The 14,480-nt window shown below is 36.5% G+C and carries 15 protein-coding genes and 1 riboswitch; of the genes, 5 read left to right on the top strand and 10 right to left on the bottom strand.

Annotated elements, in window-relative coordinates:
• Positions 1-15: 15 nt before the first annotated feature.
• Both ACVWXS_RS04930 and ACVWXS_RS04935 read right to left on the bottom strand, forming a co-directional pair.
• Positions 16-1,230 (bottom strand): Y-family DNA polymerase, encoded by a 1,215-nt coding sequence (locus ACVWXS_RS04930; RefSeq protein ID WP_456956551.1) that lies wholly within the window; start codon positions 1,228-1,230, stop codon positions 16-18.
• A gap of 41 nt (positions 1,231-1,271) precedes the next feature.
• Positions 1,272-1,493 carry a transcriptional regulator gene (locus tag ACVWXS_RS04935; protein WP_368635080.1) on the bottom strand — a complete coding sequence of 74 codons (222 nt, stop codon included), beginning with the start codon at positions 1,491-1,493 and terminating at the stop codon, positions 1,272-1,274.
• Positions 1,494-1,902: 409 nt separating this feature from the next.
• On the opposite strand from ACVWXS_RS04935, the gene ACVWXS_RS04940 reads away from it, so the two are divergent.
• The 3 genes from ACVWXS_RS04940 to ACVWXS_RS04950 all read left to right on the top strand — a co-directional run bounded on the left by ACVWXS_RS04940 (position 1,903) and on the right by ACVWXS_RS04950 (position 3,790).
• Positions 1,903-2,571 carry a cupin domain-containing protein gene (locus ACVWXS_RS04940; protein ID WP_402985848.1) on the top strand — a complete coding sequence of 223 codons (669 nt, stop codon included), beginning with the start codon at positions 1,903-1,905 and terminating at the stop codon, positions 2,569-2,571.
• 114 nt (positions 2,572-2,685) lie between these two features.
• Positions 2,686-2,973, top strand: a complete 288-nt coding sequence (locus ACVWXS_RS04945) for a hypothetical protein (RefSeq protein ID WP_456956553.1) — start codon at positions 2,686-2,688, stop codon at positions 2,971-2,973.
• Between the two features lie 331 nt (positions 2,974-3,304).
• On the top strand, positions 3,305-3,790 hold the full coding sequence (locus tag ACVWXS_RS04950) for a DUF3231 family protein (protein WP_456956555.1): 486 nt from the start codon (positions 3,305-3,307) through the stop codon (positions 3,788-3,790).
• 43 nt (positions 3,791-3,833) lie between these two features.
• Here ACVWXS_RS04950 and ACVWXS_RS04955 read toward each other — a convergent pair whose 3' ends face one another.
• From ACVWXS_RS04955 to ACVWXS_RS04965, 3 genes are all read right to left on the bottom strand, one after another.
• On the bottom strand, positions 3,834-6,440 hold the full coding sequence (locus ACVWXS_RS04955) for a cation-translocating P-type ATPase (RefSeq protein ID WP_456956557.1): 2,607 nt from the start codon (positions 6,438-6,440) through the stop codon (positions 3,834-3,836).
• Positions 6,441-6,817: 377 nt separating this feature from the next.
• Entirely contained in the window at positions 6,818-7,072 is a 255-nt protein-coding gene (locus ACVWXS_RS04960; protein ID WP_456956559.1) for a hypothetical protein, read from the bottom strand.
• A gap of 273 nt (positions 7,073-7,345) precedes the next feature.
• Positions 7,346-8,536, bottom strand: coding sequence for an MFS transporter (locus tag ACVWXS_RS04965; protein WP_374966376.1), 1,191 nt, complete (start codon positions 8,534-8,536; stop codon positions 7,346-7,348).
• Positions 8,537-8,627: 91 nt separating this feature from the next.
• A riboswitch (purine riboswitch) is annotated at positions 8,628-8,727 on the bottom strand.
• 220 nt (positions 8,728-8,947) lie between these two features.
• On the opposite strand from ACVWXS_RS04965, the gene ACVWXS_RS04970 reads away from it, so the two are divergent.
• On the top strand, positions 8,948-9,154 hold the full coding sequence (locus ACVWXS_RS04970; protein WP_368635087.1) for a hypothetical protein: 207 nt from the start codon (positions 8,948-8,950) through the stop codon (positions 9,152-9,154).
• A gap of 55 nt (positions 9,155-9,209) precedes the next feature.
• Here the strand turns inward: ACVWXS_RS04970 and lepB are convergent, their stop codons facing one another.
• The 5 genes from lepB to dacB form a co-directional block, all read right to left on the bottom strand.
• Positions 9,210-9,767, bottom strand: coding sequence for a signal peptidase I (lepB, locus tag ACVWXS_RS04975; protein ID WP_068984571.1), 558 nt, complete (start codon positions 9,765-9,767; stop codon positions 9,210-9,212).
• A 277-nt stretch (positions 9,768-10,044) separates the two neighbouring features.
• Complete coding sequence (locus tag ACVWXS_RS04980; protein ID WP_423471825.1) at positions 10,045-10,155, bottom strand: transcriptional regulator; 111 nt, start codon at positions 10,153-10,155, stop codon at positions 10,045-10,047.
• A 328-nt stretch (positions 10,156-10,483) separates the two neighbouring features.
• On the bottom strand, positions 10,484-11,416 hold the full coding sequence (locus tag ACVWXS_RS04985) for an LCP family glycopolymer transferase (RefSeq protein ID WP_368635088.1): 933 nt from the start codon (positions 11,414-11,416) through the stop codon (positions 10,484-10,486).
• A gap of 263 nt (positions 11,417-11,679) precedes the next feature.
• A complete protein-coding gene (locus tag ACVWXS_RS04990; RefSeq protein ID WP_456956562.1) occupies positions 11,680-12,114 on the bottom strand; it encodes a MarR family winged helix-turn-helix transcriptional regulator in 435 nt (144 codons plus the stop codon).
• Positions 12,115-12,398: 284 nt separating this feature from the next.
• Positions 12,399-13,832: a D-alanyl-D-alanine carboxypeptidase/D-alanyl-D-alanine endopeptidase gene (gene dacB / locus ACVWXS_RS04995; protein WP_456956564.1), complete on the bottom strand. Its 1,434-nt coding sequence runs from the start codon at positions 13,830-13,832 to the stop codon at positions 12,399-12,401.
• 173 nt (positions 13,833-14,005) lie between these two features.
• On the opposite strand from dacB, the gene ACVWXS_RS05000 reads away from it, so the two are divergent.
• Positions 14,006-14,374, top strand: coding sequence for a hypothetical protein (locus ACVWXS_RS05000; RefSeq protein ID WP_374966372.1), 369 nt, complete (start codon positions 14,006-14,008; stop codon positions 14,372-14,374).
• Positions 14,375-14,480 lie beyond the last annotated feature (106 nt).

The raw sequence follows: 14,480 nt of genomic DNA on the forward strand, positions 1-14,480 counted from the left end.
TCTCTCATTCCCCCCTTACGCTAAGTGCCCGCCTACTAAGCGATTACGTGTAATGGCTGTGCCAGCTTGCGTATAAGATACTGCCCTTAATAATGCCACAGCGCCATATTTTCTGCGGATGGCATCCATCACATGACCAATTACCTGACGTTGCTCCTTGCGCTCATCGAATAAATCCAATTGGATACTGCACTCTGGCTCCAAGTTCGTTACTCTCACTGACAATTGACGTGCTGGCTCACCAGCAAAGTGCTCATCCAGTAACCCAAGACAGACTTTATACATAACAAGGGTTTCATTTGTTGGGACTTCCATCGTCCTAGAGCGATGAAATCCTTTTGTCATAGCATTTCGACTATAAGAAAGGCCTAAGCTGATCGTACGCCCAACATATCCCGCTTCCCGTGTTCGTCTCATAACGTCCTCACACATTTCAAGTAGGACGACGGCAATTTCTTTTCGCGTGTGATAATCTCTCATTAACATTTGTCCTTTACCAAAACTTAACGCTGAATTCTTCACTAAAGGCTCTCCTAATGTGGAAAGATCAATCCCCCATGCATGGTAATATAATTGATTGCCCATAATACCAAAGCGCTTTTCTAATTCCTCTAAATCCGCATTAGCCAACCCACCGACTGTTTGTATCCCCATTGCTTTCAAGTTTGCTTCCATCTGTTTGCCAATGCCCCACATTTCGGACAGAGGTCGTACCGGCCAAAGTTTTTTAGGAATATCTTCATATGTCCATTTAGCAAAGCCAGATTTTTTCGCATCTAAATCTAACGCTAATTTCGCTATTAGCATGTTGGGTCCCATACCGATTGCACAGGGAATGCGAAATTGCTCGTAAATCGCCTGTTGAATCGTTTTGGCCGTTTGCTCAGGCGAACCCCAAAGGCATTCTGTACCAGTTAAATCCACAAAGCTTTCATCGACACTATAGACATGAATCGCCTCAGCAGGTACATACTCAGCTATAAGGCGAGTGATTGCCATTGACATGTCGAGAAAAAATGACATTTTAGGCTCAAAAAGCTTAATATCTGGATGCTTAGGTATCTCATAACGACGATTTCCCGTTTTGATTTTAAATTTTTCCTTCATCACTGGTGAAGCTGCGAGTACGATACTACCTGGTTGCTCAAAATTCCCAATAACTGCAATAGCATCTTTCAAGACATCTAGACCTTCTAGCATGGCAATACAGCTTGCGTAAAAGCATTTCATGTCAATACAAAAAATGTCCTTGTGTGGCAGATTGTCGTAATTCAAATCACCTCACGCTTCCGATGTGTAACCGGGAGTATTGCTAGAACATTGTTAATAATAAATGTACGCTTTGCCTGCCTCGTAAAGCAAAATGCTGTAAAGGAATCACCAACAATCTTCATGATTTTCACACGCCTTTTCGTAATGGCACCAGACTTGGCTACATACATCATGCGAACTACTTGTTGACGCTGCATTGCTTTTATTAACTGTTCTTTCATCTTAGTTGCTCCTTTTCACTAGCTCTGTTAGATCTTCACTTCCCTCCCCCAAAAAACAAGTAAGTATAACAGAGCTGTTTTTCATTACAGAACAAATGTTTGTATATCCATTATACGCACATATGTTCTTAATTAGAAGTGGTAATTTAAACTAATTTTTAAAGGAGGTCTTCAAGAGGACAATTCAATTTCGCCTTGGCGTAATTGCATCCGGAGGCTTTATTTTCATTCAGTAGGTGTTTGGATATCCACTGAAAAGAAACCACATCCCCATTCATCTCTACACCTTCAGTGATAGGAGTCTTCTCTGAATGAAAATAAAATGGGCGTTCATGTAAGCCTAAACTAACGTTGGTACATATTCTGTGCTGATGACAAGTATTGAAAATTAATTAGAAAGGATGTAATTATTAGCTCAAATATTGATTATACTTCTCCGTCAACACAGTTCACTTTTGATGTAAATGACAGTACTCTTTTTAAAAAAGATCAACAGAATTATATTAATATCTTAGGTGTAGAACAATTAAATACATTAGAAAATACGTCCTTGCTTGATATTTTCCTAAGTAAGGACAATGTGGTAGAACCTCACTATCATCAAAATGCAGCCGAACTTGTTTATTGTATTTCGGGTGCTGCTATCGTATCTATACTTAATCCCTTTACAAAAAAAATTGAGAATTATCCTATAAAGCCTGGTCAAGTTGCCAATGTACCGCAAGGCTGGTGGCATTATGAAGTAGCTACTGAGGATGACACGCATTTACTAGCTATTTTTGATGCTCCAACTCCTGAAGTCATTTTAGGTTCAGATATATTAACATTTACACCTGCCAATATTATGGCTCACACTTATTGTTTAGATGAAAAACAGTGGAAGAAAACCATTGCGCCAATTGTACCGTCAACATATATTGGTCCGCCTAAAAACTGCAATCGTGTAAAATCGGCTTCTGAAAAACAAAAAGAATCTGATTGTAAATGTAAACATAAACCTAAGCCTAAACAGCCAAATTATATGAACCCATATCCATATCACTACCCATATGTGTATCCTTATGGCTCCTATTATTAATTGCTAAACAATATAGCTTAACGGCTCTACACCTTCATCGAATAAAAATAAGTAAACAGGAAAAACCATAACTTAAAGTTATAGCTTTGTGACTACTTAAAAGAGGTGTAGAAAATGGAATTATTTCCAGTGATCCATACAAATTTTTGGGATGCCGTAATAGCCGTTCCAGCTGTGTTGATTATTACACAGCTCATTAAGGTATTAATGCATGTTCAGCCTAAATATGTTCCAGCAATCGCTCTGGCTATTGGCTTGATTATTTCTATCTTCATTAGCCATAGACACAATCTTATTGCAGGAATATTTATGGGCTTTTTTTATGGGTACGCAGCTATCGGAAACTTTGCTGCATTAAAAACAACCATTAATAGCTTTAAAAGCAAGAAATTAAAGGAATAATTGTTGATTGGAGTGTTTGAGGATTAGCGTCACAGATGGACCCTGCAGTGAAGAGACTCAGTCGGAACGGAAATCAACTCCACGTTATTGTGGTGAATTCATTTTTATATGAATACTTTTAAGATTTGTCGGAACAAAATCTCATTTTATCGGAACAATTTTAGCTTTTATCGGTATATTTTCTTGTTTCATCGGAACAATTTCAGTTTTTACGCAGCTCATCGGACGCCCCTACCAGAACCTTTTATTGTAAAATATGATTAGAATTCCATTTATCAGCACATCCTAATCTCAAATAAATGAACGATAACATGTGTTAGGAAGTGTCACTATGGAATTGGCAAACGGAACTTTAGAATCATTACGTTTTAAAGAGATTTTTAAGATTTGGACACAGCTCGGCGTTAATAATGGTTACATAGCTTCAAATCATGCATTTTTCAAACACGCTGTTGATAAAAATTTGAAGGCTATCATCGTAGAATTTATTCAATGTTTAAAAGAGGAAAATAAACAGCTAACAGCGTTATTAAAGGACAATGGCGTGCTGGCCCCACCTACAGCAATCGAATACGAAAAGTTGAAAATGAGAGATATTCGAGGAAAAACGGCTATTAATGATACCGAAATTAGCGCCATCTTATCGATGAATATTGCTTCTTCTGTTATTACAGTCAGCCAAACTTTAGAAATATCTGTTAAGAAGAAACATACTACAAAATATGGAGAGCTTCATATGAGGTATGCCATACTCGGTGCTAAACTGATACAGCTAAGTAAAGATAAAGGGTGGTTAATGGCCCCTGCTATAACTTAATGTAAAAGAGCTCTCGTTTCCACAACGAGAGCTCTTTTACATATTATCTTTTTCTCACAAACAACAGCTTATACCACTGATTCACTAGGAATGGCAACACAGACAAACTATAAATAAAACCTAATTGCGCAGGGCTTAAGATAGCAACTTCAAACACACCTGTCAGCATTGGAATAAACAATACTGCGTGTAAACTTAATAAACCGATTAAAAATGCAAGCCAAGTATATTTATTCGAAAATATTCCAATGGCGAAGATCGATTCTTTAGCTCTGGAGTTGAAGCCATGCACTAATCGTGACAAGCATAATGTTGTAAATGCCATAGTACTCGCCGTTAACGTATCTCCCGTTGACAATCCGATCTGAAAAGCAATAATTGTAGAGATAGCAATTAGTAATCCTTCGAGCACCACTTGAGTAGTAAATGCTTTATTTAATAATGGTGTATGAATATTTCGAGGCTTGTCCTTCATTGTTTTTTTATTATTCGGCTCTAGACCGATTGCAATCGCTGGCAGACTATCGGTTAGTAAGTTAATAAACAAAAGATGTACAGGTGCGAAAGGAACTGGCAAGCCTAATATTGTTGCATATAAAACAACAAAAATGGCACCAGCATTCCCCGATAATAAGAACAAAATAGCATTTTTAATGTTCGTATAGATGCTTCTGCCGTTTGCAATAGCTTTGACGATCGTTGAAAAATTATCATCCGTTAAGATCATAGAAGAGGCATCTTTTGCCACCTCTGTGCCGGTGATGCCCATCGCCACACCAATATCGGCTTGTTTTAAGGCAGGGCCATCATTCACACCATCTCCTGTCATGGCAACGACCTTGCCGGTTTCCTGCCATGCTTTAACGATACGAATTTTTTGTTCCGGTGTGACTCGGGCATAAACAGAGAAATCTTTCACCTTTTCTTGTAGTTGTTGATCCGTTAATCCTGCAATTTCATGACCTTCAATCGCTTCTGAGGGATCATTTAAAATACCGACTTGATTAGCAATGGCCATTGCTGTAATTTTATGGTCACCAGTAATCATCACCGGTTTGATACCCGCTTTTATACAATTTTCAACCGCATCTTTGGATTCTTTTCTTGGAGGATCCATCATGGCCACTAAGCCAACAAAGATTAAATCTTTTTCCGCTCTTACATCAATTGCTTGATTTCCCTTTACCTCTTTGTAGGCAATAGCTAGCACCCTTAACCCATTCATCGAGAAATCGCGATTCACTGCTTCGATTTTTTGACGCTGTTGTTTTGTAATATTAAAAATACCATTTGAAGTTTCAATTTTTACAATTTTAGGTAAAAGGACATCTAATGCTCCTTTTGTAATCATGATGGTTTGCTGATTGAAAGTATTTACCGTACTCATAAGCTTTCTATCTGAATCAAAAGGGATTTCGGCCATTCTTGGATAATGATCTCTTACCAGTAATTCGTCCAAGTCATATTGCTTCCCTAATTTAACAAGAGCAATTTCAGTAGGGTCACCGATTTCTTTACGGTCCCTTTCTACAGCATCATTACATAATATTGCCTTTACCATAAGGTTTTTCTCAACTGCATTTCTAGTGTTTAAACGATCATATGGAATAATTTTTTCGTCCACATATACTTCTTGCACAACCATTTTATTTTCAGTTAATGTTCCTGTTTTATCTGAACAAATGACAGATACACTTCCAAGACTTTCAACGGCATAGAGCTTTCGTATAATGGCACTTTCCTTGGCCATTTTTTGTGTCCCAAAAGCTAGTACGATCGTAACAATCGAGCTTAATGCTTCTGGAATAGCTGCAACAGCAAGTGAAACGGCGAACATAAATGATTCTACTAATGCACGTCCTCGAATAAGGTCAATTGTGAAAATAGCTAAACAGATTAGCGTAATACCTAAAGCTAATTTTTCGCCAAATTGATCCAAATTTATTTGTAAAGGCGTTTTCTTCTCTTTCGCCGTATCTAGTAAATTGGCAATTTTACCGATTTCAGTTTGCATACCGATTGCTGTAACCATGACGATACCGCGACCATTCGTCACAAAACTTCCAGAGTATACCATATTCTTTTTATCAGCAACAGTTATATTGTTTTCTTTGATGGGGTCTATCATTTTCGCGACAGCAATTGATTCACCTGTTAGTGAGCTTTCATTAATATGCAAATTATAACTTTCTAATAATCTCCCATCCGCATTTATATAATCGCCAGCCTCCAAATAAAGAAGATCTCCTACGACTATATCTTCCGAAGAAACCTCTATTAGCTGATTATTTCGCATGACTTTTGCAATTGGAGAAGTTAAGGCTTTTAAATTATCCAAAGACTGTTCTGCCTTGACATGTTGTACAGTGCCTAGAATAGCATTTAAAATAACGACAATCATAATCACAATCGTGCTTTCTACTTCCCCTAATAGAAATGAAACCAAAGCAGCAATAATTAAAATTATGACTAATAAATCTTTAAACTGTCCAAAGAAAACGGCAAATGTACTTGTTTTTTTGCCTTCCTCTAATACATTATAGCCGTATACTTCTTGTCTCTTTTGAACGTCATAATCACTCAATCCTTGATCTGTCACGTTCAAAGTTTTCATAACTTCAGCTGACGATTGTTGATGATATTCTGACATTCGATTCCCCCTCCATTTGAAATGATTAGATGATCCTGCCAATTAAAGAAACTCTCAGTATCCACCCTATTCTGAACTCTTAGGGAGAGTATAAATTCGCTTGAATATACATCCTAAAAATAGTCATCAATCATCAGAATCTCTATCTACTTGGCCTCTAAAATACTGTAACTACAACAATCTATTCCTTGTCCTATTCCAGTATGATAATAATCGATAGGGAAATTAATTATTTGTCAGATAGGTGAAAATATGACGTAAATTCAATCTACTCTTGCTAGCTATAACACTAAAAAAAGACATTTGGAATATGGCTATTCCAAATGCCTTTGTCACATGCATGGACTCCCTATTAGGCCAGTCTTGCAATTACTTTATTATTTTACTTGTTTCTCTTTATTCGCTACTAATAAATAATCAAGTGCACTCATTCTAGTAAGTTTATGCGTGAACTTTATAGCATCCGCTTGAGAGTCAAACATGAAGTTTTCGAGTTCGTCTGTTGGTATATATTCATCAGCGATTTTTCGTTTTAGTTTTCGTACAGATAAAGTGTGGGAATCTTCTTCATATAAAATAATAGCACCCACATTGCGATAAAGCGTCTGGTCAATTGTTGCGACAACTTTCACATTTGAACTTTTAAACTCTAATCAATTATGCCTCGGCATAATTGCGTCCGGAATCGGCTTTGTGCTTGCACAAAGAACTCCTTTCCGATTCCTTGACATCCGCCGGAGGCTTTAACTTCTTTCAGCGGATGTTTGGAACCGCTGAAAGAAGTTAAATCTATCTGCATGTATTTACCAACCTCCTCCTAAACTTACATTCTACCTCTCTATAAGATTGTCCTTCTTTTCCAGTAGTATTTTTGGATATTTCAGCCAAAAATTTTCTACTTTAAACTATGAGTTATTGTGAGCGGAGTTCAACCCTAGCTCAGTGTCATGTGAAACTGGTGCTCTTTTTAGAGAGAAAATAGCACAGCCTAAAGCACATAAAGCTAAAATGGCACCGAAGCTAGCTAAGTGCATAACAGAACCAGTAACAGTAAACATAGCTCCACCAACAGCTGACCCTATGGATATACCGATTTGTAACGCAGCTGTATTTAAGCTTTGCTGAATATCCGATGTTTTTGGATCAATTTGTATTAAATAATTTTGTAATGGAGGTGTAAGTGCCCAGCTAAGTGCACCCCATAAAACCGTCACGATTAAAAAGAGTGGTAAAGCGACAATCGTATAAGGGATACTAAATAATACAAGCACAAATGTTGAAACAACAATTAAAATTGCTTTTCCAGTACCAATTGTATCACTTAACCAACCACCGAGAGCATTCCCACTGACAGAAGAGATCCCGAAGATCAAATAGCAAATACTAATCCAAGAGGCGTTCATATCAAATGCTTCTACTAAAAATGGTGTTAAATAAGCATATAGCATATAATGACCAGCTAGCATAAACATTGTTGTTAATTGCGCACTAAGGATTTTTAAATTTGCTAATGATTTAATTTGTGCCTTTAATGGAACAACTTCTACAACTGGCATTTTTTCAAGTAGTAACGCATTAAGAATCATGGAGATAGCTGAAAGAAGAGCGATCCCTAAGAACACAGCTCGCCAACCAAATGCCTCTGTCACAAATATCCCCACTGGGACACCGATGACAAGTGCCGAACTTACACCTACGAAAACAAGACCTAGAGCTTTTGCACGATGTCTTGGCTCAACAATTTTTGTTGTAATCGTTAAGGATAACACAATGACCAACGCTGTACTCATCGCGGTAAAAATTCTAGCAATCATAACTGTCAAGAATGTCGTACTAAAAAAAGTCATCACATTTCCTAAAGTAAAAATAAACAAAGAAATAAGATAAAGGCGCTTCCTTTCCACTTTTGCCGTTAATGATAAAAGGACAGGCGCAGATATTGCATAGACGAGAGCAAAAATAGTAATTAATTGTCCTGCTGTTGCTAAGGACACATTTAAATCCTCTGCAATTTTTGGTAATATACCTCCAACAATCAATTCCACCAGTCCTACTGTAAAGGTAGTAACGGCAAGAATATAAACTCTCCAATTCATAAAAATCACCCTTCTAACCTTCATTTTTGTAGAGAGGGTTTTCAATATGTCTAAACACCTACCGAATAAAGACAAAAAAATCCTGACTACAAAAATGAAGCAAAATTTTTGTAGTCAGGATTTTATGGTTCCTGGTAGAGACCCTCAATCCATATCATTGAGGTTATACAGTTCAAATATTTACTTTAGCTATAGTAGCATATTGAATTTTACATGACAACAATTTTTTATTGTCATTCTTCTCTCTTCTTTATCATCCATAAAATCGTTTCACTATAGCACTTTCCCTCATTAAACGCCAATCATTCCGTAAAAAAAGTCCATGCAAAAGAGAGAAATTTTAGATTTTACTTATATTTTTTAAAGTTTGACCATACATAATAATAGAACGGAAAATTGCGAGGTGATTGTTTGCGTATATTAGGTTTAGTATGCTATTTTCTGATGTTGTTTTATGGCGTAGAACTAGTAGTAGAAGAGCTCACAATCGATGAGCCAACAATCATTTCCCCTAGTCTGAGCAAACAGCAAATCCCCATAAAAGAAACTGTTGAAAATTCAACAGTTTGTGTCCATTATCCCGACTATAAAGTTTGTACGGCATTATCCGCTAACTAAAAAATCAAAAAAAGAGGCCACTCATGCGTAGCCTCTTTCTTACTGAAAGTCTTTATTATTTTGAGCCAAGATGGAAGTTACTAAACGGATAAAGTGTTACTTTCGCTTCACCGTAAATGGCATCCTCAGAAATTAAACCATAGTGGCGGCTATCGTAACTTTTTAGTCGATTGTCCCCAAGTACAAAATACATACCTTCAGGCACTTTTTTCTCTTTTAATAATTGCTCTAACGTGAAATTTTCTGTAATACGTAATTGATTAGGATCATCTGTTTGACGATTCACATAATCTTCTTTATAGGCTTTACCATTTACATACAAAACATCGTCCTTCATTTCAACTGTATCACCTGGTAGGCCAATTACTCGTTTAATATATAGTTCATCTTCTGTTGGTGATTGAAAAACAATTTGATCAAAGCGATCAATTTTACTCATTTTACTTACAATAATAATATCCTTATCATGATAAGTAGGGTACATAGAAGCCCCTTGCACTTTAATCGGTGCAAATAAAAATTGCTTACATCCTAAAACAACTATAGCTGTAATGACAATAATTTTAAGATAGGATAGTAACTCTTTTTTAAAACTTGTTTTCTCTTCTTGCATGTTCATTCCCCGATACTGTTTTTTTATAGTATAACATTTTATACAGTATATTGACGAATGAATCACATAAATAGTTTCGAGTTCACAGAAAAGGTTCATCACCTTGATCCCCAAGGAGTCGCTCAATAATAAACCTATTTTTTCCCTAATCAACATGCCTGATATAAGGCATACTTCTTATCAAATGTCGTCGTCAATTTTTGCTGATGAGCCACAAAAAATAGACAAAGCTACATGATCACTTTGTCTAGATGTCTTCTATTTTTTGTTTTCACGATTATGAATGGTTACTTTGCGTAGTAGAGTGATGCTGCTCATTCAATAAATCTACTGCTAAAACAATCCCTGCGTGTAATGCAACTGCTAATAAAATTGTGCCTATAATCATCACAATCACTCCCTCAACCATTTCTAATATTATTATACACCCAATTTTCTGATATTTCAAACAAAATAAAAAAATCATTCAACTAGGCATGCACACTACCTGAATGATTTTTTATGTTTCACATGAAAATTTTTAAGCACAATAGTTGTAAATGTCGTATAGCTGAACTGACTGGATTTTTTTGAACTTTTCGTTTAGGTACATAGCTTTGCATGCAATTATTGAGAGCTGTATACCTAAGCACCTGGGTCCTCGCATTCATTCATCTCCCTCCCTTCTTTGCCAAAAGATTTACAGCTATCATACCGAATTAATTCATTCTTATAATTTATTGCAAATGGGCTTTTAATTCCGATTGGATTTTGCCTAGCTCAGTCTCATCAGGGATGTAATACCATATGTGATTAATTCTTTCGCCACCCTCCGCTTCAAATGACAGCTGATCAATATTGCGATCCATTTTTTTATAAATACTTTGTAGCTGGATTAAATCCTTCATCGTAAAATTCATACGGACATTATCGCCTACTACATCAAGCATATCTGTAGCCTTTAATAAGATAGATGGTGTCGTTGAAGCTTTTTTCAGGACCGCCTCAATAATTTGTCGTTGGCGAATTTGACGACCAAAATCACCGCGAGGATCTTCATAACGAATACGTGAAAAAATTAATGCCTCCTCACCGTTTAAAGTAATCTCTCCCTTTGGATAATGATACGAATCATAGGTTAAATCCATGTCATTTTCGATTGTTATCCCACCAATCGTGTCGATAATTTGCAGGAAGCCATCCATATTGATATACACATAATAATCAATAGGAATATCTAAAAAATGCTCCACCGTATCCACCGCCATTGGGACACCACCAAATGCATAAGCATGATTAATTTTATCGACGGAATCATGGCCGATAATTTCTGTACGAGTATCTCGAGGTATACTAAGCATCTTCATCGTTTGTTTCTCAGGGTTTACAGTAACGACAATCATCGTGTCTGAACGTCCACTATCATCTTTGCGTTCGTCCACTCCAAGCATTAACACAGAAAACGGCTCTTTTTTTGTCACTGTTTTTTGTTCTTTTTCTCCACTATCTGTCGTTTCTAATGGTGTATTTATTTTATTCATCGTTTTATGGATCGAATAATAAGCAGTACCTATAAAAATTAAAAAAATTGCTATTAAGCTACCTACTATCCAAAGCCAGATTTTTTTCTTGCTCTTTTTTTCCTTAGAGCGCTTCATGTTTTTTTCCATACATAAGTCCTTTCTTACTGACCAAATTTACCCCTCTTTTTGACGTTTTAAGTTGAAAAAAAGTTTATATGGTCTATTTATATGCATACTAGACGAAAAAAAGACGTACACTAGTATTTACTAAATGTACGACAGGCTTCCTCTATTTGCAAATTATTCCTCATTCAACTAACATTGATCATAATCCGATAAACAAGTAATGAGGAAATAAACCATCATAATCCATTACTTGTCTTTAATGTTACTGAGTAAAACTTCTTTTTCTATAAGCTTTTGTCTTGTATTCCTTGCACTAATTTTTCTTGAATCAGCAAATATTGCGCAATTTCTTCATCAGTCAATACATCAAAAAGCTGCATAAAAACCTCTTGGCCAATTGATTGGGCTTTCGCTAAGGCTTTTTCACCTTCATCCGTTATTTGTAATCGAATAATACGACGGTCAGATGAGTCATACAGTCTTTCCGCTAAACCGAGCTTTACTAATTTTTCAGCAATACTCGTCATTGCCCCTTTTGTATAGCCGAGCGTTCCTGCTAACTCAGCCTGCTTTTGCGGACCTTTCGCGTGTAACTCATTTAATACTAAAATTGGTGAGATCCCTAACGGATACGGAAACGCTTTTGTAAAACGTATAATATTGGCATTATTCATCTGTTCAACCATATGGATAAGCTTAAAAATATTTGTTTCTTTCAAAAAAATCCTCCTCAAACACCTGAGAAATTAATGAAGCTTACTGACTCCCTGTCCACAATAATTGAGTGATATATTGAGAATTATCTGGAGCTAAGAAAACAGCTGCACATCTAATTTTATTGAATATCACCAAAGCAACTAAAGGGATCTTATTTTTAGCCACTTCGTAATACTCAATGTCTGTTTTTTCAACCCTTGTACACCTGATCAATTAGCAAGTAACTAATTTCATCATTTAGTTTAACATTAAACTAAATGTAATGAAACTACGTTGTTCAACATCCTTACATTTCATTTGCAATCTGCTTGACAATCTCATCAATAGTTGGGATTGCTGAAGTTTTATTGCCCTGTGTTAAAATACTAAAAATATACCATTTGCCACTTTTTCCTTTTACATAGCCACTTAAAGAATGTGTACCAGAAATATAGCCTGTTTTTGCAGATACACTATAGCCCTTCATACGATTTTCTAAAGTTGCACCAACAAGCTTACCCTTTCTCCCTGCATGCGGTAATGCATCTAAATATGAGTAATACCAGGATTTACTTCGAACTTTATATAATAATAAACTTTCTTGCATACTACTTGCTCGATTTTGATGACTTAAACCTGAACCATCTTCAAAAACCCATTGATCCATATTTAGCCCAATATCATTACCGTATGTACGAATTGCTTGAATGCCAGCAGACCAGCTTCCTTCTCCAAGTAGTTCTCGTCCAAGTTGTTTTGTAAACATATCACCCATACCATTATTGCTTAACTTCAAAAATTTAAAGTTAATATCTTTTAATGGCTTTGAATAAGAAATACCTACTTGCTGAGCATTTTCAGGTACTTGTCCCATCTTAAGAGGCATTGTTTGAATACCTTTTGCCACTAATTTTTCCCGAAATACATCGAGTGTATACAAGGTTGGGTCATAGACAGTGACATATGTACTTTTCTCTGAACCTGCGGGTAAATTCCCTGTCACAACAATTCGATCTTTACCATACTCTCGTGTAATCTTTACCGTACTTTTCTCGCCCTTTTTAACAACTTTTGTTTTGTTAACAATGGGAATTGTACTAGCAAACGGTACAAGCTGAACATTCGCTGTAGTGCCGACCTTTGAACCAGTCACTTTAACTTGGACAGTCGCAATATCGTATTGCTCATTTGGCGAAATCGTTAATGCAGAAATACGTGAGGCATAAGGTAATGCTTCTTCTTGCGGTACAATTCCCTTCGGTAAGCGATCTGTATCAAACCACGTATCATCCGCAATTAAGGAACCTGTAATTTTCGATATGCCCATTTTTTTCAATCCACTGGCAAAAGAATCTAGATGAGAAGGCAACAGCGTTGGATCTCCCCCACCCTGTAAATAAATATTACCTTGAAGTACACCGTTTTCAATTGGACCATCGACATAGACCTTCGTTTCAAAGCGATAATCAGGTCCAAGTAAATCTAATGCAGCAGCACTAACCAAAAGCTTATGAGTAGAAGCAGGACGTATCATTTTTTCACCGTTTTTATTGTAAAGTACATCCCCGGTTTCCATATCTCGTACGGTAATGCTGTACTCATTATTCTTCCAATTTTTCGCAAGGACACTATCCACCTTTGTTGTCATGGTTTGCTCGCTTGCTTCAGCCTTTTCGAGAAAGGTTATTGGTAAGCAGCAAACCGTCAAAATCATCGTTAATAAAATTATTTTCTTTTTCATAGTACCTCCTAATAACAAATTTCTCCTTTTCACGCTTCTATTCTACGGAAAAATTTAGTATTTTACAATGAAACACTTTTTAATTTTTCAGAGTATAATATGTCATCTTTTTTTTTCGACAGAATAAACTGTAGTAGCTAGCTAAATCACTTTCGAGAAAGGAGTTGGTTACGATGGGTGCTAAATGGATAAAAATTTCAGTCATGTATTTGATGCTTGTTTTCGCTTTTGGACTATTTATGCATTATACAATTCAACTTCAATGGACGGCTACACATGCCCACATTGGTGTAGTAGGTTGGCTGACAACTGGATTTATCGGTTTAATTTATTCAATTTATAAAGATGCAGCGGAAACGGGGCTGGCCAAAGCACAATTTTGGTTTTACAATCTCGGTTTGCCGTTCCTCTTAATCGGTATGATGATGGTTCATATGGATGTGCCACACTGGTTATTTGAGCTGTTCGTATCTGGTGGCGGTATCGCTGTAGCAATTTCAGTGCTATTCTTTGTTGTCAATGTCTTTAAACATGTAAAATAATGTACATCTCAAATCGAGTAGGAGGGAGTGATTAGCTCCCGACCTCTCACACCACCGTATGTACGGATCCGTATACGGCGGTTCAATTAAGATGAATAACGCAAAG

This window comes from Lysinibacillus sp. TE18511, assembly GCF_054062295.1.